At 62.2% G+C, this 20,293-nt stretch carries 21 protein-coding genes; 15 read left to right on the top strand and 6 right to left on the bottom strand.

Going from position 1 to position 20,293, the window contains the following annotated elements:
• Positions 1 to 64: 64 nt before the first annotated feature.
• Positions 65 to 1,030 (bottom strand): penicillin-insensitive murein endopeptidase, encoded by a 966-nt coding sequence (mepA, locus tag J2858_RS06695; protein ID WP_245365662.1) that lies wholly within the window; start codon positions 1,028 to 1,030, stop codon positions 65 to 67.
• 274 nt (positions 1,031 to 1,304) lie between these two features.
• Between mepA and J2858_RS06690 the strand changes: the two genes are divergently transcribed.
• From J2858_RS06690 to pncB, 8 genes are all read left to right on the top strand, one after another.
• Complete coding sequence (locus tag J2858_RS06690) at positions 1,305 to 3,143, top strand: extracellular solute-binding protein (protein ID WP_210103916.1); 1,839 nt, start codon at positions 1,305 to 1,307, stop codon at positions 3,141 to 3,143.
• 141 nt (positions 3,144 to 3,284) lie between these two features.
• The gene (locus tag J2858_RS06685; RefSeq protein ID WP_210103915.1) at positions 3,285 to 4,364 is read left to right on the top strand and encodes a microcin C ABC transporter permease YejB; all 1,080 of its coding nucleotides are present in this window, start codon (positions 3,285 to 3,287) and stop codon (positions 4,362 to 4,364) included.
• Positions 4,364 to 5,515, top strand: a complete 1,152-nt coding sequence (locus tag J2858_RS06680; RefSeq protein ID WP_210103914.1) for an ABC transporter permease — start codon at positions 4,364 to 4,366, stop codon at positions 5,513 to 5,515. The genes J2858_RS06685 and J2858_RS06680 overlap by 1 nt, the downstream gene beginning before the upstream one ends.
• Before the next feature lie 62 nt (positions 5,516 to 5,577).
• Positions 5,578 to 5,829, top strand: coding sequence for a hypothetical protein (locus J2858_RS06675; RefSeq protein WP_210103913.1), 252 nt, complete (start codon positions 5,578 to 5,580; stop codon positions 5,827 to 5,829).
• Positions 5,826 to 6,326, top strand: a complete 501-nt coding sequence (locus J2858_RS06670) for a type II toxin-antitoxin system VapC family toxin (protein ID WP_210103912.1) — start codon at positions 5,826 to 5,828, stop codon at positions 6,324 to 6,326. Before J2858_RS06675 ends, J2858_RS06670 begins: the two co-directional genes overlap by 4 nt.
• Positions 6,323 to 7,951 carry an ABC transporter ATP-binding protein gene (locus tag J2858_RS06665; protein ID WP_210103911.1) on the top strand — a complete coding sequence of 543 codons (1,629 nt, stop codon included), beginning with the start codon at positions 6,323 to 6,325 and terminating at the stop codon, positions 7,949 to 7,951. Before J2858_RS06670 ends, J2858_RS06665 begins: the two co-directional genes overlap by 4 nt.
• 113 nt (positions 7,952 to 8,064) lie before the next feature.
• Positions 8,065 to 8,418, top strand: a complete 354-nt coding sequence (locus J2858_RS06660) for a hypothetical protein (protein ID WP_210104180.1) — start codon at positions 8,065 to 8,067, stop codon at positions 8,416 to 8,418.
• 250 nt (positions 8,419 to 8,668) lie between these two features.
• The gene (gene pncB / locus J2858_RS06655) at positions 8,669 to 9,976 is read left to right on the top strand and encodes a nicotinate phosphoribosyltransferase (RefSeq protein ID WP_210103910.1); all 1,308 of its coding nucleotides are present in this window, start codon (positions 8,669 to 8,671) and stop codon (positions 9,974 to 9,976) included.
• Between the two features lie 104 nt (positions 9,977 to 10,080).
• On the opposite strand, the gene J2858_RS06650 is transcribed toward pncB, so the two are convergent.
• Positions 10,081 to 10,476, bottom strand: a complete 396-nt coding sequence (locus J2858_RS06650) for a DUF1236 domain-containing protein (protein ID WP_210103909.1) — start codon at positions 10,474 to 10,476, stop codon at positions 10,081 to 10,083.
• A gap of 208 nt (positions 10,477 to 10,684) precedes the next feature.
• Here J2858_RS06650 and J2858_RS06645 point away from each other — a divergent pair, with 208 nt between their 5' ends.
• From J2858_RS06645 to J2858_RS06630, 4 genes are all read left to right on the top strand, one after another.
• Positions 10,685 to 11,803, top strand: coding sequence for a carbohydrate kinase (locus J2858_RS06645; RefSeq protein WP_210103908.1), 1,119 nt, complete (start codon positions 10,685 to 10,687; stop codon positions 11,801 to 11,803).
• Positions 11,804 to 11,807: 4 nt separating this feature from the next.
• Positions 11,808 to 12,734 (top strand): pseudouridine-5'-phosphate glycosidase, encoded by a 927-nt coding sequence (locus J2858_RS06640; RefSeq protein WP_210103907.1) that lies wholly within the window; start codon positions 11,808 to 11,810, stop codon positions 12,732 to 12,734.
• A 69-nt stretch (positions 12,735 to 12,803) separates the two neighbouring features.
• Positions 12,804 to 13,103 (top strand): type II toxin-antitoxin system HigB family toxin, encoded by a 300-nt coding sequence (locus tag J2858_RS06635; protein WP_210103906.1) that lies wholly within the window; start codon positions 12,804 to 12,806, stop codon positions 13,101 to 13,103.
• Positions 13,104 to 13,117: 14 nt separating this feature from the next.
• Positions 13,118 to 13,495, top strand: a complete 378-nt coding sequence (locus tag J2858_RS06630; RefSeq protein ID WP_210103905.1) for a helix-turn-helix domain-containing protein — start codon at positions 13,118 to 13,120, stop codon at positions 13,493 to 13,495.
• 18 nt (positions 13,496 to 13,513) lie between these two features.
• On the opposite strand, the gene J2858_RS06625 is transcribed toward J2858_RS06630, so the two are convergent.
• Complete coding sequence (locus J2858_RS06625; protein ID WP_210103904.1) at positions 13,514 to 14,461, bottom strand: nucleoside hydrolase; 948 nt, start codon at positions 14,459 to 14,461, stop codon at positions 13,514 to 13,516.
• Between the two features lie 145 nt (positions 14,462 to 14,606).
• Between J2858_RS06625 and J2858_RS06620 the strand changes: the two genes are divergently transcribed.
• Positions 14,607 to 15,386: an SDR family NAD(P)-dependent oxidoreductase gene (locus tag J2858_RS06620; RefSeq protein WP_210103903.1), complete on the top strand. Its 780-nt coding sequence runs from the start codon at positions 14,607 to 14,609 to the stop codon at positions 15,384 to 15,386.
• 67 nt (positions 15,387 to 15,453) lie between these two features.
• On the opposite strand, the gene J2858_RS06615 is transcribed toward J2858_RS06620, so the two are convergent.
• From J2858_RS06615 to J2858_RS06605, 3 genes are read right to left on the bottom strand one after another with little or no spacing between them, the layout of a single operon-like run.
• Entirely contained in the window at positions 15,454 to 16,677 is a 1,224-nt protein-coding gene (locus J2858_RS06615; RefSeq protein WP_210103902.1) for an SAM-dependent methyltransferase, read from the bottom strand.
• Positions 16,674 to 17,474 carry a DUF1365 domain-containing protein gene (locus J2858_RS06610; protein ID WP_210103901.1) on the bottom strand — a complete coding sequence of 267 codons (801 nt, stop codon included), beginning with the start codon at positions 17,472 to 17,474 and terminating at the stop codon, positions 16,674 to 16,676. The genes J2858_RS06615 and J2858_RS06610 overlap by 4 nt, the downstream gene beginning before the upstream one ends.
• Complete coding sequence (locus tag J2858_RS06605; RefSeq protein ID WP_210103900.1) at positions 17,471 to 18,817, bottom strand: NAD(P)/FAD-dependent oxidoreductase; 1,347 nt, start codon at positions 18,815 to 18,817, stop codon at positions 17,471 to 17,473. The genes J2858_RS06610 and J2858_RS06605 overlap by 4 nt, the downstream gene beginning before the upstream one ends.
• Here J2858_RS06605 and J2858_RS06600 point away from each other — a divergent pair.
• Together J2858_RS06600 and J2858_RS06595 are read left to right on the top strand one after the other, a co-directional pair.
• Positions 18,794 to 19,609, top strand: a complete 816-nt coding sequence (locus J2858_RS06600) for a sigma-70 family RNA polymerase sigma factor (protein WP_348635448.1) — start codon at positions 18,794 to 18,796, stop codon at positions 19,607 to 19,609. The genes J2858_RS06605 and J2858_RS06600 overlap by 24 nt on opposite strands.
• Positions 19,606 to 20,283: a ChrR family anti-sigma-E factor gene (locus tag J2858_RS06595; RefSeq protein ID WP_210103899.1), complete on the top strand. Its 678-nt coding sequence runs from the start codon at positions 19,606 to 19,608 to the stop codon at positions 20,281 to 20,283. The genes J2858_RS06600 and J2858_RS06595 overlap by 4 nt, the downstream gene beginning before the upstream one ends.
• Positions 20,284 to 20,293 lie beyond the last annotated feature (10 nt).

Genomic DNA, 20,293 nt, shown 5'->3' with positions numbered 1-20,293 from the left:
ACCGGCCCGAAGGGAAGGGATTAAACCGTTTATATCGTTGCAAAGCCAGATCTGGCGGCAATCCTCAAGGGCGCGCCCGTGGCAGCGGAACCGCCTCCATGTCATCCGGCACGCCGGCGGCGTCCGACGCATCCTCGCCGTCAGGATAGGGAGCGGCCGCGGGCGGAGCAGCCTGGTAAGCTGCCGCCGCCGTGGAGGCCGGCGCCGTCAGAAGGGCCGCACAGGCTTTGGGCAGGTCCGAAACCATGACCGGCCGGGGCGGCGGTGGCGGCTTGCGGTTGGGATCGGGCTTCGGCTTTGCCCAGGGTTCGGGCGTGAACCACCAGGCCAGCGACTTGTCGCAGCCGTCGCCGGCGGCGACCGGCGCCTGCGGCTTGCAGCTGGCAAGGCCCGGCGGGCAGGCAAGGCGAATGTGGAAATGCTCGTCATGGCCGTACATCGGGCGCACCTTGCCAAGCGCCGAACGGTCGCCGGTCCAGGCCTCGCAGAGCTTCTTCTTGATGGCCGGATTGACAAAAATGCGCTCCACCTGCGGATAGCTTGCCGCCGTCATCACAAGGCGGGCGGCCGTCGGGGTGAAGCGGCGTTCGTTGACCGTGAGGAAACGGCTCTTGTCCAGCATGGAGGTGAAGGGAATGGTTTCGCGCTGTTCCCGCGTCAGCCGCTTGGCCGGCATCGGCGTGAACCAGACGTCGACATCGAGGCCCACCTGATGGGAGGCATGGCCTGATGCCATCGGCCCGCCCCGCGGCTGCGACATGTCGCCGATCAGGATGCCGCTGCCCCAGCCGATGCGCACCGCATCCTGCGAGAGGCGCTCCAGAAGCGAGATCGTCTGCGGCATGCCCCAGTGACGGTTACGGGAAATCCGCATGGCCTGCCAGTGCGGTCCGTCGTCGCCGAGCGCCACCGCGCCGGAAATGCAGCCCTTGGCATAGGACCCGATCGGCTGCGGCGCGCCAGCGCTCGGAAGCGTCACGGCGCCGAACGCCTGTTTTGCCGGCTGGTCGGCTCTGGCACTTAAGTCCATCCCGGAGGTCACAAGGCCGAGCGTGGCAAGGCTGGTCAGAAGAAGAGCCCGGCAGCGGGCAAAATCGGCAGTCAGCATGAAGGATCAAATACCTGCAGGGAACGGGGCTTTCGGCACAAGTCTAGACTGATTTGCGCCAGCCGTTAATCCGTCGCATCACGATGAGGGCGCAAGCATGGCGGTCCGATAAAAAGCTTGTGAGCGTGGCAGGCTGTATTTTGGCCGGGTTTTGCCTATCATTGCCGGACAAGAACAACCACAAAGGGATCACCGCATGAGATTGGCACGCCTGAAAACCGGATTTTTCGTGCTTGCGGCAGCCGTCATCGCCGGCCAACCTGGATTGGCGCTTGCGCAGGAACCGGTCTGGCGCCATGCGGTCGCCGTTCTGGAGGCGCCAAAACTTGCCCCGGATTTCAAGCAGCTGCCCTATGTCAATGCGGATGCGCCGAAGACGGGGGAGTTGCGGCTTTCCGAGGAAGGCACGTTCGACAGCCTCAACCCGCTGGTCGACCGCGGCAATCCGGCGGTTGGCATCGGAATCGTCTTCGATACGCTGATGAAGCAATCGGAGGACGAAGTGTCGGTGAGCTACGGCCTGCTTGCGGAGGCGCTGTCCTATCCCGACGACATGTCTTCCGTCAGCTTCCGGCTGCGGCCAGAGGCGAAATGGGCCGATGGCGAGCCGGTAACGCCGGAAGACGTGATCTTCAGCTTCAATGCGGCCAAGGAAAACAGCACCCTGTTCGGTAGTTACTATCGCCATGTGGTGGCGGCAGAGAAGACCGGCGAGCGCGAGGTGACCTTCCGCTTCGACGAGAAGAACAACAAGGAACTGCCCGCCATTGTCGGTGATTTCCCCATCCTGCCGAAGCATTGGTGGGAAGGAAAGGACAGCGCCGGCAAGCCGCGCGACATCTCCCGCACCACGCTCGAACCGTTGATGGGATCCGGCCCCTACAAGATCGCCGCCGTGCAGCCGGGTTCGGTCGTCCGCTACGAACGGCGCGACGATTATTGGGGCAAGGACCTGCCGATCAATGTCGGCCAGAACAATTTCAAGACGATCAGCTACACCTATTTCGCCGACCGCGACGTGGAATTCGAAGCGTTCCGCGCCGGCACCATCGATTACCAGCAGGAGAACAGCTCCAGCCGCTGGGCCACCCGCTATGATTTCGCCGCCGTCAAGGACGGACGGGTCATCCGCGAGGCGCTGTCCAACCCCTTCCGCGCCACCGGCATCATGCAGGCCATGGTGCCCAATATGCGCCGCGACCAGTTCAAGGATGCGCGGGTGCGCGAGGCGCTGAACTATGCCTTCGATTTCGAGGACCTCAACAAGAACCTTGCCTATGGTGGGCTAAAGCGCGTCGACAGCTATTTCTGGGGCACCGAGCTTGCCTCCTCAGGCCTGCCCGAGGGGCGTGAGCTGGAAATCCTGAACGGACTGAAGGACAAGGTGCCGGCTTCCGTCTTCACCACGCCCTACACCAACCCTGTAGGCGGCGATCCGCAAAAGGTGCGCGACAATTTCCGCAAGGCGATCAGCCTCTTCAAGGACGCCGGCTGGGAGCTGAAGGGCAACCGGATGGTGAACGCAAAGACCGGCCAGCCGATGGCCTTCGAGATCCTGCTCAGCAGCGCCTCGCAGGAACGCTCCGTGCTGCCCTATGTGGCAAGCCTCAAGAAGATTGGCGTGGAGGCCACCATCCGTACGGTGGATTCCTCGCAATATGTCAACCGCGTCAGAAGCTTCGATTATGACGTGATCTGGGCGGTGTGGGCGCAGACCATGAACCCCGGCAACGAGCAGGCCAATTACTGGGGCTCCACCTCCGCCAACCAGCCGGGCTCGCGCAATTATGCTGGCATCGCCGATCCCGCTATCGACCAGCTGATCCGCCTCATCACCACGGCGCCCAACCGCGCCGAACAGGTGGCGGCGGTTCATGCACTCGACCGGGTGCTGCTCGCCAACCATTTCGTCATGCCGCTGTTTTATTCCGGTGAGGCGAAGATCGCCTACTGGAACCGGATTACCCATCCGGACACGCTGCCGGAATACGGCATCGGCTTCCCGACGATCTGGTGGTTCAAGGCTTCCCCGTAAAAACCTTGCGTCGGGCCATGCGCCGGGTCCAAATGCGGTTTTATGCACTGATTCTCATGATCCCGAAGATGCAAAGGATGCACACGCCTTGATGCCGATCGACACCAGAGGCCGCTCTTTTAGCCGAAGCGGAAACGCCTGATGGGCGCCTATATCCTGCGCCGTCTTCTCCTGATGATCCCGACCATTGTCGGGATCATGGGCATTTCCTTTCTGGTCGTGCAGTTTGCGCCCGGCGGCCCCGTCGAACAGGTGATCGCCCAGATCCAGGGCACCGATTCCGGTGACCGGCTATCGGGTGGTGGCGATTTCACGCAAAGTGGCGGCGGCGAGGAATCGCGTTATCGCGGCGCCCAGGGGCTCGATCCGGATCTCATAGCCAAGCTTGAGAAGCAGTTTGGCTTCGACAAGCCACCGCTTACCCGCTTCCTCGAGATGATGTGGAACTACATCCGGTTCGATTTCGGCGAGAGCTTCTTTCGCAATACGCCGGTGATCGATCTCATCATCGACAAGCTGCCGGTGTCGATCTCGCTTGGTGTGTGGATCCTGATTGCATCCTATGTCGTCTCCATTCCGCTGGGCATCCGCAAGGCGGTTACGGACGGGTCCGCCTTCGACGTCTGGACCTCCGGCATCATCATCGTCGGTTATGCGGTGCCGAGCTTTCTCTTCGGCATCCTGCTGATCGTGGTTTTTGCCGGCGGTTCCTTCTTCGACTGGTTTCCGCTGCGCGGCCTCGTGTCGGATAATTTTGCCGAGCTTTCGTGGTGGCAGAAGATCATCGACTATTTCTGGCACCTGACGCTGCCGCTGATCGCGCTGTCGCTATCGGCCTTTGCCACGACGACGCTCCTGACCAAAAATTCCTTCATCGACGAGATCAAGAAACAATATGTGGTGACGGCCCGCGCAAAAGGCCTGCCGGAGCGGCGGGTGCTTTACGGCCACGTGTTCCGCAATGCCATGCTGATCGTGATTGCCGGCTTTCCCGCCTCGTTCATCTCGGCCTTCTTCACTGGCTCGCTCCTCATCGAAAACATATTTTCGCTCGATGGGCTGGGCCGCCTCGGCTATCTCGCCATCGTCAACCGCGATTATCCGATCGTGTTCGGTACGCTCTATATCTTCTCGCTGCTGGGCCTGGTCGTCGGCCTGATTTCCGATCTGATCTACACCTGGATCGATCCGCGCATCGACTTTGAAAAGAGGGAGGTGTGATGAACACGGCCCAGATCTCCCCGCTTGCTCCTGCAACCGACACGCCGCCGCGCAAGACCTTCCTCAACCCGACCAACCGGCGCCGCCTGCAGAATTTTCGTGCCAATCGCCGCGGTTACTGGTCGTTCTGGATCTTCATGGTGCTGTTTGCCCTGTCGCTTGCCGCCGAATTTGTCGCCAATGACCGGCCGATCCTCGTCTCCTACAAAGGCGAGATGCTGTTTCCGGTGGTCGTCAATTACCCGGAAGAAAAGTTCGGCGGGTTTCTCGCCACCACCGATTATCGCTCCGCCTATATTCAGGAGGAGATCAACGCCAATGGCTGGATGATCTGGCCGCCGATCCGCTATTCCTACCAGACGGTGAATTCCGAAATTCCCCATTCCGCCCCGACCGCGCCCTTCTGGCTGATGGGAGCGGAAGAACGCTGCAGCGCCTATCCGCAAGGGGCGTCCGATCCCAATTGCACGCTCGGCAACCTCAATTGGCTGGGCACCGACGATCAGGCGCGCGATGTGACGGCGCGGCTGATCTATGGGTTCCGCATCTCGGTTCTGTTCGGATTGGCGCTCACCGTCTGTTCGGCGCTGATCGGGGTGACGGCCGGTGCGATCCAGGGCTTTTTCGGCGGCTGGACGGATCTTCTGCTACAGCGCTTCATCGAGATCTGGTCCTCGATGCCGGTGCTCTACATCCTGCTGATCATCGCCGCCATCCTGCCGCCCGGCTTCTTCGTGCTGCTCGGCATCATGCTGCTGTTCCAGTGGGTAGGTTTTGTCGGCGTGGTGCGCGCTGAATTCTTGAGAGCCCGCAATTTCGAATATGTGCGCGCTGCCCGCGCACTCGGCGTCGGTGACTGGACGATCATGTTCCGCCACCTGCTGCCCAATGCCATGGTGGCAACGCTGACCTTCATGCCCTTCATCCTGTCGGGGTCGATCGCCACGCTCACCTCGCTGGACTTCCTGGGCTTCGGCATGCCGCCCGGCTCGCCGTCGCTCGGGGAAATGATCGCGCAGGGCAAGAACAACCTGCAGGCACCCTGGCTCGGGCTCACCGCCTTCTTCACCATGTCGATCATGCTGTCGCTTCTGATCTTCATCGGCGAGGCCGTGCGCGATGCCTTCGATCCGCGAAAGACCTTTGGGTGAAGCGCATCGTGTTTGAAGGGTTTTGTGGCATAATGGCCGGGCAAGCACGTGAGAGGGACGCCATGAACAAGATCGTGCGTGAGCATTACCCCGTGGAAAACCTGCCGGAAGACCTGCGCGAGGGGCTTCAGGCAGGCGTCACCGTGCGCGTGGTGCTGGAGGTGGAAGACGTTGGGATCGCACAGCCCTTGATGAGTTTCGAGGAATCCATGCGCCTGATCAACGACTACAGGCGCGACAATCCGGAGCGTGTCTCGGCTGAAGATGCTGTGCAACGTGTCCGCGACCTGCGTGACGAATGGGATGAGCGATGACGGTGAACCACCGTCTCTATCTCGATACCAATGCGCTGATCCTTCTGAACGAAGGTGAAGGTGCTGCAAGACGTGTGTTGGAACAAATCGTTACGGCGGCGGCGTCAAAGCCTGCACCGCTTTTGATGACCAGCGCGCTCACCCTGTCGGAGCTTCTGGTGAAGCCATACCGTGATGGACAGATACAGTTGATCACCGCCTATCGATCCTGGTTTGGCGGTCTCTCGTGGCTCGACATTCTTCCCGTATCGCATGAGGTTCTTGATCTCGCGTCCTTGCTGCGAGCCACGCGGCCGGGCCTGAAACTGCCTGATGGTATCCAGCTGGCGACCGCTCTCATCGCGGGAGCGAGCCATTTCGTCAGTGCCGACAAAGGCCTCCACGCGGTCGACCAGATTGTCCATCCCTTGCTTGGACCTCTGCCCTATTCGCCGCTCACTATCCTACGCCCCGACGAACCCTCTCTTTCCGCCCTTCTTGAAAGCATTTCCGCATGACACAGCCGCTTCTTTCCGTGCGTGACCTGTCCGTCGCCTTCCACCAGGGTGGCGCGCAGTCGCTGGCGGTCAATCGTGTCTCCTTCGATATCGCGCCGGGGGAGGTGATGGCGCTGGTGGGCGAATCCGGCTCCGGCAAGTCGGTGACGGCAAGCTCGGTGCTGAAGCTTCTGCCTTATCCGTCCGCCAGTCATCCCTCCGGGGAAATCCTGTTTGAGGGACGCGACCTCCTGAAGGCGCCCGAGCAGGCGCTGCGGGCAGTGCGCGGCAACGACATCACCATGATCTTCCAGGAGCCGATGACCTCGCTCAACCCGCTGCACACGATCGAGCAGCAGGTGTCGGAAATTCTGGAACTGCACCAGGCGGTGACGGGGGCGGCCGCGCGCACCCGCGTGCTCGACCTGTTGAACCAGGTGGGCATCCGCGAGCCGGAAAAGCGGCTGAAAGCCTATCCGCACGAACTGTCCGGCGGCCAGCGCCAGCGCGTGATGATTGCCATGGCGCTTGCCAACCGGCCAAAACTTCTGATCGCGGACGAGCCGACCACAGCGCTCGATGTGACGGTACAGGCGCAGATCCTGGAGCTTCTGAAGCGGCTGCAGGTGGAATATGGCATGTCCATCCTGTTCATCACCCATGATCTTGGCATCGTCCGGCGCTTTGCCGATCGGGTCTGCGTGATGACCAAGGGTGAAATCGTCGAGCGCGGCACGGTCGAAGAGGTGTTCGAGCGCCCGCAGCATGCCTACACCCGCCATCTTCTGGCGTCTGAACCGCGCGGCGAACCGCCCCTTGCCGATCCTTCGCGCCCCGTCGTCATGGAGGGCCGGGATGTAAAGGTGTGGTTTCCCATCAAGGCCGGCTTCCTGCGCCGGGTGGTCGACCATGTGAAGGCCGTCGATGGGATCGACGTGACGCTTAGAGCCGGCGAGACCGTCGGCATTGTCGGGGAGAGCGGTTCCGGCAAGACGACGCTTGGGCTGGCGCTTGCCCGCCTCATTTCCTCAAAGGGCAGGATCAGTTTCATCGGCAGCGATATCGGTGCCTATTCCTTCAAGGAGATGCGGCCGCTGCGCGACAAGCTGCAGGTGGTGTTCCAGGATCCCTATGGTTCGCTGTCACCGCGCATGTCGGTGGGTGACATTATCGCCGAGGGGCTGACGGTGCATCAGCCGAACATGACTGCGACCGAGCGCGACCGGCAGGTGTCCTGGTCGCTGGAGGAAGTCGGGCTCGATCCCGCCACCCGCTGGCGTTACCCGCACGAGTTTTCCGGTGGCCAGCGGCAGCGCATCGCCATTGCCCGCGCCATGGTGTTGAAGCCGCGCTTCGTCATGCTGGACGAGCCGACATCGGCCCTCGACATGACGGTGCAGGCGCAGGTGGTGGATCTGTTGCGGGATCTGCAGAAGAAGCATGATCTCGCCTATCTCTTCATCAGCCATGACCTGAAGGTGGTGAAGGCGCTTGCCAACCACGTCATCGTCATGCGCGCGGGCAAGGTGATGGAGGAGGGGCCGTCGCGGCAGATATTCGAGGCGCCGCAGAATGCCTATACCCGAGCGCTTCTGGCGGCAGCCTTCAATCTGAAGGCCGTGGAAGCCGCGCACCTCCAGCAATAGGCGCCCTGCGCCCCCCCCCCTCCCCCCGGGAACAAAGCCGGCTTCGACCCGTTGCCTTTTCATGACAACCCCAGGGTGATTTCATCCTGCGGAACCTGAAAAGGACCACGCGCATGAACAACCGCCTCGATCCCAACGACACAACATCCGATCCGCTGACCGACACGCCGCCGGCGCATCTGCAGGACCCAACTTTCACCCGCAGCGCCACACGCGCGGTGGAACCGCCCCTTGGGGGGCAGCCTGCGGCGGAACGTCCGCTGAGCCCCACCGAAGCGCGCCAGGGAAATACCGGGCGCCCGGTGCTGATGGTTCTGGTCGCGGGCCTCGTGCTGGCCTTGATCGCCTGGGGCGCCTCGGAATGGTGGGGTCAGTCGACGGAACCGCCGGCCGAGCAGACGGCAACGCCGCCCGCCGGTGATACGACGCCGGCCAATCCGGCAACGCAGCCTTCTTCCACGCCGTAACATAAGTCACGGCCGGGAGCCGCAGTGAAAGCTGCGGCTCCCAATGCCGGCCTGGTGCCGGGCCGGAAACCTTGCCTTCTATCGAGTCTGCCGCGTCTGCCTTTTCTCCGCGCGGACAGAACGTTTGCGCAATAGCAGTGGACTTTGCCTTGTGTTTTTTCGATAACGTCGCCGGAGGTTTCGATGGATACCTTCGCCCTTCGAAGCAATGCAAGCCGCTCCCGGGGAGGAGCGCTGGGCAGAGGCAGCCATGACAACGAAGACCGATATCGCCAAGCGTGTCTATAACCACACGTGGAAGCTCGACCCGATCATCCGCAGCCTCATCGATACGGATTTCTACAAGCTGTTGATGTTGCAGATGATCTGGAAACTCTATCCGACAACGGATGTGACGTTTTCCGTCATCAATCGCACCAAGCGGGTGCGCCTTGCCGATGAAATCGATGAGATGGAACTGCGCGAGCAACTCGATCACGCCCGCGAAGTGAAGCTCTCCAAGAAGGAAATGATCTGGCTTGCCGGTAACAGCTTTTATGGCAAGGCGCAGATCTTCGAGCCGGAATTTCTGGCCTGGCTCGCCAATTATCGGCTGCCCGACTATGAACTGTCGAAGCGCGACGGACAGTATGAACTGACCTTTCATGGTCGCTGGATGGATACGACGCTCTGGGAAATTCCAGCGCTTGCCATCATCAACGAGCTTCGCTCACGCGCCGCCATGCGCTCGCTCGGGCCTTTCACGCTCGATGTGCTCTATGCCCGCGCCAAGGCCAAGATGTGGGAGAAGGTGGAACGGCTGCAAACGCTTCCGGGCCTGCGCATTTCCGATTTCGGCACCCGCCGGCGCCACAGCTTCCTCTGGCAGCGCTGGTGCGTTGAAGCGTTGAAGGAAGGCGTCGGGTCCGGCTTTACCGGCACCAGCAACGTGCTTCTGGCGATGGATTCCGATCTGGAAGCCGTCGGTACCAATGCCCATGAACTGCCGATGGTGATGGCAGCGCTTGCCAATTCCGATGCGGAACTGCGTGCCGCTCCCTACCAGGTCTTGAAAGACTGGAACCGCCTCTATGGCGGGAACCTGCTGATCGTGCTGCCGGATGCCTTCGGCACGGCGGCCTTCCTGCGCGATGCGCCGGAATGGGTGGCGGACTGGACCGGGTTTCGCCCCGACAGCGCGCCCCCCATCGAAGGAGGCGAAAAGATCATTGCCTGGTGGGAAAAGATGGGGCGTGACCCGAAGCAGAAGCTTTTGATCTTTTCCGATGGCCTCGATGTCGATGCCATCATCGATACGCACCGTCACTTTGCCGGGCGCGTGCGCATGAGCTTTGGCTGGGGCACCAACCTCACCAATGACTTTGCCGGCTGTGCGCCAAGCGAGATCGACGGCCTGAAGCCGATCTCCGTTGTCTGCAAGGTCAGCGAAGCCAATGGCCGGCCGGCCGTGAAGCTGTCGGACAATCCGCAGAAGGCTACGGGAGAGCCGGACGAGGTGCAGCGCTACCTGCGCTTCTTTGGCCAGCAGGACCGCGTGGACCAGGCGGTCCTCGTCTGAAACTGTCTTCAGGTGTCCGTCGATGGGCAGCTTTGCTGCTTACCCAATAAAAAACAGGCCCGCTTGTCAGCGAGCCTGCTCTTGCCGATTGGCTTTTATGCGGATTACTCGATGATCTGGACGACGGTGTGCGTCTTCGGATCGACGATGACGCGCCGATCGTTGACCATCGCATAGGAATACTCGCGATGCTCGGGAACCGGCGTCAGGACGACCGTTTCCGGGATCGGTTCACCCACCACGACCTGGCGCTCGACGACGACCGGTGCCGGCGCCGGCTGCTGGCGCACATAGGTAACGACTTCTGCCGGCGGCGGATCGATTGCGGTGCCAAGGGCTGCACCGGCAATGCCACCCACGGCAGCACCGATCGGACCACCGACAATCGCACCGGTGATGGCGCCACCGGCGGCACCCGTCGTCGTGCCATCCTGGGCGGAGGCAGCGGTGGCAAGGCCCGCTGCAAGAAGCGTGGCCGAGGCGATAATGAACTTGCGCATGGTTGTTTCCTCTTCCTGTAATGTTGGTGGTGCAATAATTCACGAGCGTTGAAAACGTTCCGCTTTTGGCATTCACCGCCCAAAAACACCTGTTACAGGCCGTGAGGGATGCGGTCCGGGTGCCGACGAAAAACGCCGCTTCTAAAACAATTGTTGACACCATAGTCAAAAGATTTATTGAGGAGGAAAGCAAGCGGAGGCAGATGTCATGGACGAATTGGGAGCGCAGGAAGCTGCCGTCTTTGCCCTCATCAAAGACAACCCCTTCATCGGCCAGCAGGAGATCGCCGACGCCCTTGGGCTTGCCCGTTCCACCGTTGCGGCCCACATCGCCCAGCTCGTGCAGAAGGGCTATCTGCTGGGGCGCGGTTATATGTTGCCGCAGCCAAGCCGCGCGGTGCTGATCGGTGGCGCCGTGTTCGATCGCAAGTATCGGGCGCGACAGGCCATCGTTCTGGAAACCTCCAACCCGGTGGATGGCATGCGCAGCTTCGGCGGCGTTGCCAGAAACGTCGCGGAAAACCTGTCGCTTCTCGGCACGCCGACGAGCTTCATCTCGATCATCGGCAATGACGAGGCGGGTGCTGCCCTGCTTGCGCATCTGCGTGATCGCGGTATCGATGTGAGCCAGGTGGTGGTGACGGATGAAAGGCCGACGGCCGAATACGCGGCCATTCTCGATCCGGCCGGCGATCTGGTCGTAGGGCTTGCCGACATGGGGATTTTCGACCTGTTCCAGCCCGGTTATCTCGATCGCGCCTGGTCGCATCTGGCCTCGGCCAGTCTCGTCTTTGCCGATTGCAACCTGCCGGCAGAAACCCTGCAGCATCTGATCCAGCGCCGCCGCAGTGCCCGCTTCCGGCTGGCCATCGATGCGGTGTCCACCCACAAGGTCGTGCGCCTGCCCGAGGATCTGACGGGCATCGACCTGTTGTTCATGAACATCGACGAGGCCAATGCGCGCCTGTCGCGGCGTGGGGCCGCAAGCCTGCAGGATGCGGCAGAGGCGGCCCGTCTGCTGTGCGATGCCGGTGCCGGCGAAGTCGTCGTCACCATGGGTGCGCGCGGCATTGCGGTCGCAGGCACGGATGCTGTTCGCACGGCCAGCGCCGTGCCGGCAGATCCCCGCGACATGACCGGGGCCGGCGATGCCATGATTGCCGGCACCCTGCACGGTCTGATGGCCGGACAGGACAGTTTCGCCGCCGCCGGCATCGGCGCACTTCTGGGCGCGCTGACCACCGAGAGCGCCGCCAGCGTTCATCCCGATCTTTCACCGCGCTTCCTCGAAGCGAACCTGCACCGGCTTGCCGAGCACAAAGGATAATCTCATGACCCTTCTTCAGCCGAAACTCAGCCGCGAGGTTGCCGAAGCCGTCCGCGCCGGTGGCCCGGTCGTGGCGCTCGAATCCACCATCATCACCCATGGCATGCCCTATCCCGCCAATCTTGAGACCGCGCTTGCCGTGGAAGCCGTGGTGCGTGAAAACGGCGCGGTGCCCGCCACCATCGCCGTCATCGATGGCGAGTTGCGGGCAGGCCTCGAGCATGCCGAACTGGAATCGCTGGCGAAGGCGCAAGGCGTGGTGAAAGCCTCCGGGCGCGATCTGGCCGTTGCCATGGTGCGCAAGGCCTCGGCCGGCACCACGGTCTCGGCCACCATGCTGCTTGCCGATCTCGCCGGCATCGATATCTTTGCCACCGGTGGCGTTGGCGGCGTGCATCGCGGCGCCGAGCAGACTTTTGACATTTCCGCCGACCTCACCGAACTTGGCCGTACCAAGACCGCCGTCGTCTGCGCTGGCGTAAAATCCATTCTCGATATCGCCAAGACGCTCGAATATCTGGAAACCCAGCGCGTACCTGTCATTGCCTATGGCACGGATGCGTTTCCGGCCTTCTTCACCCGCGAAAGCGGCTACAAGGCCGACCACCGCCTCGATACGGCCGAAGAGATTGCCAAGGCCATGCACCTGCACCACCGCCTGGGCACCGGCACCGGCCTTCTGATCGCCAACCCGATCCCGGAAACGGCAGCCCTGTCGCCCGATTTCATCGACGGCACGATTGCCGACGCCGTGCGCGAGGCCGAAGAGCGTGGCATCGGCCGCAAGGAACTGACGCCCTTCCTGCTCGGCCGTATCAACGAGCTTTCCAACGGCGAAAGCCTGAAGGCCAATATCGCACTGGTCAAAAACAACGCAGCGCTCGCCGCCCGTATGGCCGTTGCCTATGCGGCGCTGAAGAAGAGCCATTAATCAGACATGGGAGGAAGCGGCGCTGCCGCTTCCTCTTGAATTGTTCCCATTTTGGGAATAGTGTCTGTTATGCAGATCATCGCGAAATCCCGGCTGAGAGATTTTTGGGAGACGCATCCCCAGGCGCGAAAGCCTCTGGCCGAATGGTATCGCCTGGTCAACGCGGCCCGCTGGGAAACACCGTCGGACGTGAAAGCCATGTTTGGCGCGGCGGTGGATTTTGTCGGCGATAACCGCATCATCTTCGATATCGCCGGCAACAAGTACCGGCTTGTCGTGCATGTGGCCTATCCGTATCAGCGCGTGCTGATCAAATTCGTCGGCAGCCATGCGGATTATGACAGGATCAACGCGGAGACAATCTCATGAAGGATGTGAGGCTCATGAAGGATGTGAGGCCGATCAGAACCCCGGACGATCTTGAATGGGCGCTTGCCGAAGTTGAGCCCTATTTCGATCATCCACCTCAGGCGAATTCACCTGAGGCAGATCGGTTCGATATTCTTTCAGACCTGATCGAGGCTTACGAGAACCGGACTGTGGATCTGCCCGCAGCCGATCCCATCGATCTCCTTACCTTCTATATGCAGACGACCGGACGCAGCCAGGCCGATCTGGCTGAGGTTCTCGGCTCTCGTCCGCGCGCATCCGAAGTGCTCCGGCGCAAGAGGGCGCTGACGCTCGACATGATCAACCGCATTCGCCAGGCTTGGCATATTCCGGCCGACAGTCTGATTGCGCCCTACGCCCTCGTTGCCTGATGTCTTAGACCCTAGGTCTCAAGGCTTCGCCGGCAGCCGGGCCAGGCGCTCGGTCAGCAGGGTGTAAAACCCGTCGGCATCCACGTCGCGGACGAAGAACGCGTTCTTCGGGCGCTGCGTGACGCCCCACCAGTCGGCAACCGTCATGCCCTTGGTCAGTTCCGACGTGGTCTCGATCTCCACATTGCAGAGGCGCCCTGAGTAAAGTTCGGGCTTCAGGAGGTAGGCAATCACGTTCGGATCGTGCAGCGGGCCGCCATCGGTGCCGTATTTCGCCTCGTCGAAGCGCTCGAAGAATTCAAGCCAGCCGGTGACGGCGTCGGCAAGCGGCGTGCCGAGCGCCTTGATGGCGGCGACGCGCTTGGCCGTGGTCAGCACCTGGTGGGTGACGTCGAGCGGCATCATCACGATCGGCGCGCCGCACGACAGCACGATGCGGGCAGCTTCGGGATCCACGAAGATGTTGAACTCGGCGGCCGGCGTCACATTGCCGCCTTCGAACAGGCCGCCGCCCATCAGCACGACGCTTTTGATGCGTGCGGCAAGGGCGGGTTCGCGGGACAGCGCAGTGGCAAGGTTGGTCATCGGTCCAAGCGTGCAGATGGTCACCGTGCCCGGCTCGTGCGCCATCAGCGTCTCGATAAGGAAATCGACGCCATGCTGGGCTTGAAGCGGCATGGTCGGTTCGGGAAGGTCGGCGCCATCCATGCCGGTTGCGCCATGCACATATTCGGCGGTGAACAGGCTGCCCTGCATCGGGCCTTCGCAGCCGGCGAAGACGCGGATGTCGCGGCGGCCGGCGAGCTCGCAAACCTTGCGGATGTTTTTCGAGGTGAGCGCCACCGGCACGTTGCCGGCCGCAGCCGTGATCCCCAGAACCTCCAGTTCAGGGCTTGCCAGCGCCAGAAGAATGGCCAGCGCGTCGTCCTGGCCGGGGTCGGTATCGATAATGATCTTCTGGGGCATGACAGTATCTCTTTCTGCGGAGCGGCGGTCTTTTTGCGCAAAAGGATGTGCCATGACACGGCCGGCCCGGCAAGGGGCGAGCGTTCGCATCCGCGACAGAACCAAACGCGCCGCCATCCGTAGTGAGAGATAAACGGAGGCAGTCATGGACAGCAAAGAGACATCAAGCCCGGCGCAGAGCGGCAAGCTTGCCTGGGTCACCGGCGCAAGTTCCGGCATCGGGCGCGCCGTGGCGCTGAGGCTTGCCCGCGATGGCTGGCGGGTCATCGTCAGCGCGCGAAGTGCCGACAAGCTTTCGGCTCTTGCCGCGCAGGATCCTCAGCGGATCTTTGCCTTTCCGCTGGATGTGACCGATCGCGCCGCAGCCCTTGCCACCGCCGATGCGGTGCGCCAGAGCCATGGCCCGATCGATCTGGCGCTGTTTTGCGCCGGCACCTACAGGCGCGACAGCGTGCGCGCCTTCGACAGCCGGGATCTTGCCGACACCTTCAACCTCAATGTCATCGGAACGGGGCATACGCTGGAGGCGGTCATTCCCGATATGATTGCGCGCCATCAGGGCGAGATTGCCGTCGTTGCCTCGGTCGCGGGTCTCGTCGGCCTGCCGGGCGGCGGCTTTTACGGGGCCAGCAAGGCAGCACTCAACAATCTCTGCCAGGCGCTCTATCCGGAACTGGAGCGGGAAGGGGTGCGGCTTCGGATCATCAATCCGGGCTTTGTCGACACACCGCTCACGCAGAAGAACGATTTTCCGATGCCCTTCCTCATCTCGTCGGAAAAGGCGGCCGATGCGATCGTCGACGGGCTGAAGACGGGGCGCTACGAGATCATCTTTCCCTGGAAGATGGCGGTGTCGATCAAGCTTCTGGCGGCGCTGCCGAAGTCGCTTCTGTTTCGCCTCACGAGGAAGATGCTGCGCAAATAGCCGGGTTTAAGAGGTTCGGGGAGGCGGTCACATGCGCGCTCCCCGAGCCTTTCCGAGCTAAAAGCCGTCAGCCTGCCGGGTTCAGCAGCCGGAACTGCGCGACGTCGATGCGGCCCTTGCGAAACCCCGTGGCGCAATAGTGCAGATAATAATGCCAGGTGCGGAAGAAGCGCTCGTCAAAGCCGAGCGGCGCAATCTTTGGCCAGTGCGCGCTGAAGGTGCGATCCCACGACAGCAGCGTGCGCTCGTAATCGCGCCCGAAGCGGAAGCAATCCTCCACCTTCAGCCTTGCCTTTTCCGCAATGGCGCCGAAGCCCGACAGGGTCGGCAGCATGCCGCCCGGAAAGATATAGGTCTGGATGAAATCCGCGTGGCGGCGATAATGTTCGAAGCGGCTTTCGTCGATGGTGATCACCTGGATCATCGCCTGCCCGCCGGGCACGAGGAGATCGCGCACCTGGTCGAAATAGATCGGCCAATGCTCCTCGCCGACGGCCTCGAACATTTCGATGGAGACGATCTTGGAAAACCGGCCCGTGCAGTCGCGATAGTCCTGAAGGCGGATCTCGCCGTTCTGGGCAAGCCCCGCCTGTGCGAGCCGGTCGGTCGCATAGGCCGCCTGCTCGCGCGACAGCGTCAGCCCGGTCACGCGGCAGCCCGTCTCGCGGATCGCCTGTTCCATGAAGCCGCCCCAGCCGCAGCCGATTTCAAGCACATGGTCGGTGTGGGTAATGCCCAGTTCGCGGATGATGCGGGCGTATTTTTCCCGCTGGGCCGCTTCGAGGGTCATATCCGGGCGCGCGTAGATGGCCGAGGAATAGGTCATCGAGCGGTCGAGCCAGGTCTTGTAGAAGGTGTTGCCGAGATCGTAGTGGAAGGCGATGTTGCGCCGGCTGCCGGCGCGGGAATTGCGCCGCAGGCGATGGCGAAGATGCGCCACCCGGGCGATCAGCGCCATCGGACGGGCAAGCTTTGCCCAACCGTGTTCGTTGGCCATGGCGAGATCCAGCACCTGCCCAAGGTCCGGCGTCTCCCAGTCGCCATCCATGTAGGAGCGTGCAAAGCCCAGCCCGCCACCGGCCGTCACCCGGCGCAGGATGCGCGACCGGTGAATGCGGATGGTCGCACAAGGGCCGGACGGGTCCTCGCCGAAATGATATTCACGCTCGCCGGGAAAGATCACCGTCAGGCGTCCGTGGCGCGTGCCCTTCAGCATGCGGCAGAGAAGGCGTTCCCACAGCGGCGCGGGATCGGCCAGAAGATTGTTGTCCCGTTCTCCGGCATGCGTCATCGGTCAGGTCCTCCACGTAACTCACCCACTTCCACGGAACTTGCGATGCGGTTTGCCGCCGGGCGGTGGCGATACAGCGGCACCCCCTTCAGCCACAGGCGCAAGGCCTCGATGTGGATGCCCGCCATCACCTTCATGGTCATCAGCGGGTATGAAAACAGCGCACGGGCAAGGCTTCTATCGCTCAGCGCCTGCCGGCGCCCGGCAAAGCTTGCAAACAGAAGATCGCCTTCGGCATCCCGCTCGTTGATCGCGATTTTCACGCGCTCGCCCGGCGGGGTGATGTCGAAGTCGTACTGGCAGTCCATGGGAACGAAAGGCGAGACATACATGGCCTTGGCGCAGCTGTGGCGCACCGGCCCCGGACCGTCTGCCTTCGCGGGTATGATATATGTATGCCGTTCATGAAATGTATTGCAGACCTCATAGAGCAAGGCCAGCAGATTTCCTTGAGCATCGCTGCAGAAATAGAGGGTCAGCGGGTTGAAGACATAGCCGAACAGGCGCGGATAGCAGAGAACCCGGATGCGGATATTATCGTGCGGGATGCCGGCATCCGAAAGGTGGCTTTCCACCCAGCGGCGAAGGCCGCCCGTCTCGCCCGTGCCATGGTCCCGGTCGTGGAAGCTGTAGACGGCGGCGCGATTGTAGCCGAACAGTTTCAGGCGCCGATCAAGGCTTTCCAGCTCGTCGAGATCGACCAGCAGGGAAAACACGCGGTAAGTCAGCGCATGCTTTTTCGGGCGATGACGTGAATGCACCACCGTGCCGAGATAGAGGGCCGATCCGCCCGTCATTCGGCGGCCGCCAGCAGAGGCTCTGCATGGATGCGGCCGGATTCGTCGGGCACCTGCCAGGGGCGCTTGAGGCCGGTTGCGGCCTCGGCCGCCGCAAGGCCCGCCTGCAACCCGTCTTCGTGAAAGCCGCTGCCGAAATGGGCGCCGCAGAAGAAGGTGTTGCGCCGCCCCTGCAGCGCCCAGACCTCGCGTTGGGCGGCCATGGAGGAGAGATCAAACAGCGGGTGCGTGTAATGATAGGTGCCGATCACCGCCTCCTGCCGGATCTCCCGGCAGGCATTCAGCGTCACGAACAGCGGATGATGCTCCGGCAGGCTCTGCAGGCGGTTCATCCAGTAGGTGACGCACAGCGGCGCGCTGTCGTTTTCGCGTTTGCCGCCGATATAGTTCCAGCTCGACCAGACGGCTTTCCGCTTCGGCATCAGGCGTGCATCCGAATGCAGCACGGCGACATTGTCGGTATAGCGGAAGCCGCCGAGGATGCGCGTCTCCATTGCGTCGGCATCGCCCAGCATTTGGAGTGCGTCATTGGCGTGGGTGGCGATGATCACGTCGTCGAAGCGATCGGTTCCGCCTTTCACATCGGCCACGGTCACGCCGCCGGATGCCAGCCGGTCGATCCGCGCCACGCCGCAATTGAGGCGGATCTCGCCTTTGAAATCTTCGGCGATGCGTTTCACATAGGCGCGGCTGCCGCCGGTCACGGTGCGCCAGCGCGGCCGGCCCGACAGAAGAATGAGGCCGTGATGGACGAAGAAGCGGATGAAGGCCTGCAAGGGATAGGCGCGCATGTCCGTCGTCGTCATCGACCAGATGGCCGCACCCATCGGCAGCAGGTGATCGTCGATGAAGGCTTTCGAATAGCCCTCGCGGTCGAGATAGTTGCCCAGCGTCAGAGCCTGCAGGTCGGCGCGCCCCATCAGGCCTTCCGCCTCGCGGTAGAAGCGCAGCACATCCGACAGCATGCGCCAGAAGCGGGGGCGGGCGGCATTGCGGCGCTGGCCGAGAAGACCCCTCAGGCCAGTGCCGGAATATTCAAAGGCGCCATCCTCGATGGAGGCGGCAAAGGACATGTCGGAGGCTTGGGTGGCAACGCCCAGATGGTCAAACAGTGCAACGAGATTGGGATAATTCTTGTCGTTGAAGACAATGAAGCCTGTATCGACGGGAATGTCGGCGTCGGCCGTGTGAACCATCACGGTGTTGGAATGACCGCCGAGCCGGTCTGCGGCCTCATAGAGCACCACGTCATTGGTCCTGCATGCCAGCCAGGCGGCTGAAAGACCGCTGATGCCGGAGCCGATCACGGCAATGCGACGATGTTCTCTTTTCACAGCAACCATACCCCGTCTGCTTTGTTCATTTATGTTTTCCTTCTACGGAGGCTCGGCGCAAATGGTTTCCCGCAAAATTTCTTTTTGCCGGTGATCCGGCCTGCAGGGGCGGGCGTAAGAGCTGCCATGAGCGCCAGTATTTCAATATCCTCAAGGACGTGTCACAACGAAAAAAAGGCGGGGGTCTTCCCGCTTTCGCGCGTTCAGCATGGCCTTAAGATGAAGCGGACTGACAGGAACCTACCCGAACCGGATCTTTCGCCGGCACAGCTTTGCGACCTGCTGGGGCGGGTCGGAACCGAGCGCAGCGTCGCAGCGTTCGAGACGATCTTCCGTTATTACGGGCCGCGCGTGCGCTCCTTCATGGCGATGAAGACAAGGGATGCGCAGCTTGCGGAAGAGCTGATGCAGGAAACCATGGCCGCCGTCTGGAACAAGGCCACCCAGTTCGATCCGGACCGCGGCAATGTTTCGGCCTGGATCTTTACGATTGCGCGCAACCAGCGCATCGATGCCTTCCGGCGCAAGCGGCCGGCCTTTGATGAAAACGATCCGGTGTTCGTCGCCGACAACGGTCCGCTCGCCGATGTCGAACTGGAAGGACGCCAGGACGCCGAACTGTTGCGCAAGGCAATGGAAAGCCTGCCGCCGGAACAGCTCGATGTGCTCAAGCGCGCCTTCTTCGATGAAGCGTCGCATTCCACCATAGCAGAAGACATGGGAATTCCATTGGGTACCGTGAAATCGCGCATTCGACTTGCGTTTGAAAAACTGCGCACCACGCTGGAGGGCCGGCGATGAGCGTCAACCATCATATCAGCGATGCGCTGCTCCTCGATTACGCATCCGGCAATCTGTCGGAGGGCTGGAGCCTTGCCGTTGCAACCCATCTGGCGCTCTGCCCCTCCTGTCGGCGCACGCTTGCGGCCATGGAGGGCGCCGCCGGCGCGCTTTTCGACAAGGTCGTGAGCGAGCGCCCTGTCACCACCTCGGACTGGGATGCCATGATGGCGCGCATTTCCGGCCCAGATACGGCGCGGGAACCGGCGGCGGCGGCGCCCAAGCCTTCCACGCATGCCCGGACGTCTGCCGGCGTCATTCCGGAGCCGCTGCGCTCCTATCTCGGCGGCGATGTCGAGACGCTGAAATGGCAGGCGCTCGGGCGCGGCGCCTATCAGATCCGCATCCCGACGTCCGATCCGGCAACGCAGGTGCGTCTCCTGAAGATTCCCGCCGGAAAGCCGGTGCCGGAACATACCCACGAGGGGCGTGAACTGACGCTGGTCCTCGCCGGCAGTTTCCGCGATGGCGAGGATCTGTTTGCCCGCGGTGACCTGGAAGAGGCCGATGGCAGCCTCCTGCACACGCCGACGGCAACGGAAGGCGAGGATTGCATCTGTCTTGCCGTCACCGAAGCGCCGCTCAAGTTCAGCAGCTGGATCGTGCGCATGATCCAGCCCATCCTCAAGATCTGAGGACAAAAAC

It is taken from the genome of Neorhizobium galegae (assembly GCF_017877135.1).
Classification (GTDB): domain Bacteria; phylum Pseudomonadota; class Alphaproteobacteria; order Rhizobiales; family Rhizobiaceae; genus Neorhizobium; species Neorhizobium galegae_A.
This window is presented reverse-complemented; position numbering and strand designations above follow the sequence as displayed.

Excerpts from the sequence above, each read along its gene's own strand:
- J2858_RS06640 (WP_210103907.1), top strand. The coding sequence starts at position 11,808 with ATGACCCTTCTTCAGCCGAAACTCAGCCGCGAGGTTGCCGAAGCCGTC.
- J2858_RS06610 (WP_210103901.1), bottom strand. The coding sequence starts at position 17,474 with ATGACGGGCGGATCGGCCCTCTATCTCGGCACGGTGGTGCATTCACGT.
- J2858_RS06665 (WP_210103911.1), top strand. The coding sequence starts at position 6,323 with ATGACACAGCCGCTTCTTTCCGTGCGTGACCTGTCCGTCGCCTTCCAC.
- J2858_RS06630 (WP_210103905.1), top strand. The coding sequence starts at position 13,118 with ATGAAGGATGTGAGGCCGATCAGAACCCCGGACGATCTTGAATGGGCG.
- J2858_RS06645 (WP_210103908.1), top strand. The coding sequence starts at position 10,685 with ATGGACGAATTGGGAGCGCAGGAAGCTGCCGTCTTTGCCCTCATCAAA.
- J2858_RS06635 (WP_210103906.1), top strand. The coding sequence starts at position 12,804 with ATGCAGATCATCGCGAAATCCCGGCTGAGAGATTTTTGGGAGACGCAT.
- J2858_RS06690 (WP_210103916.1), top strand. The coding sequence starts at position 1,305 with ATGAGATTGGCACGCCTGAAAACCGGATTTTTCGTGCTTGCGGCAGCC.
- J2858_RS06595 (WP_210103899.1), top strand. The coding sequence starts at position 19,606 with ATGAGCGTCAACCATCATATCAGCGATGCGCTGCTCCTCGATTACGCA.
- J2858_RS06670 (WP_210103912.1), top strand. The coding sequence starts at position 5,826 with ATGACGGTGAACCACCGTCTCTATCTCGATACCAATGCGCTGATCCTT.
- J2858_RS06660 (WP_210104180.1), top strand. The coding sequence starts at position 8,065 with ATGAACAACCGCCTCGATCCCAACGACACAACATCCGATCCGCTGACC.
- J2858_RS06625 (WP_210103904.1), bottom strand. The coding sequence starts at position 14,461 with ATGCCCCAGAAGATCATTATCGATACCGACCCCGGCCAGGACGACGCG.
- J2858_RS06680 (WP_210103914.1), top strand. The coding sequence starts at position 4,364 with ATGAACACGGCCCAGATCTCCCCGCTTGCTCCTGCAACCGACACGCCG.
- J2858_RS06605 (WP_210103900.1), bottom strand. The coding sequence starts at position 18,817 with ATGGTTGCTGTGAAAAGAGAACATCGTCGCATTGCCGTGATCGGCTCC.
- J2858_RS06685 (WP_210103915.1), top strand. The coding sequence starts at position 3,285 with ATGGGCGCCTATATCCTGCGCCGTCTTCTCCTGATGATCCCGACCATT.
- mepA (WP_245365662.1), bottom strand. The coding sequence starts at position 1,030 with ATGGACTTAAGTGCCAGAGCCGACCAGCCGGCAAAACAGGCGTTCGGC.
- J2858_RS06675 (WP_210103913.1), top strand. The coding sequence starts at position 5,578 with ATGAACAAGATCGTGCGTGAGCATTACCCCGTGGAAAACCTGCCGGAA.
- J2858_RS06620 (WP_210103903.1), top strand. The coding sequence starts at position 14,607 with ATGGACAGCAAAGAGACATCAAGCCCGGCGCAGAGCGGCAAGCTTGCC.
- J2858_RS06615 (WP_210103902.1), bottom strand. The coding sequence starts at position 16,677 with ATGACGCATGCCGGAGAACGGGACAACAATCTTCTGGCCGATCCCGCG.
- J2858_RS06650 (WP_210103909.1), bottom strand. The coding sequence starts at position 10,476 with ATGCGCAAGTTCATTATCGCCTCGGCCACGCTTCTTGCAGCGGGCCTT.
- pncB (WP_210103910.1), top strand. The coding sequence starts at position 8,669 with ATGACAACGAAGACCGATATCGCCAAGCGTGTCTATAACCACACGTGG.
- J2858_RS06600 (WP_348635448.1), top strand. The coding sequence starts at position 18,794 with ATGTTCTCTTTTCACAGCAACCATACCCCGTCTGCTTTGTTCATTTAT.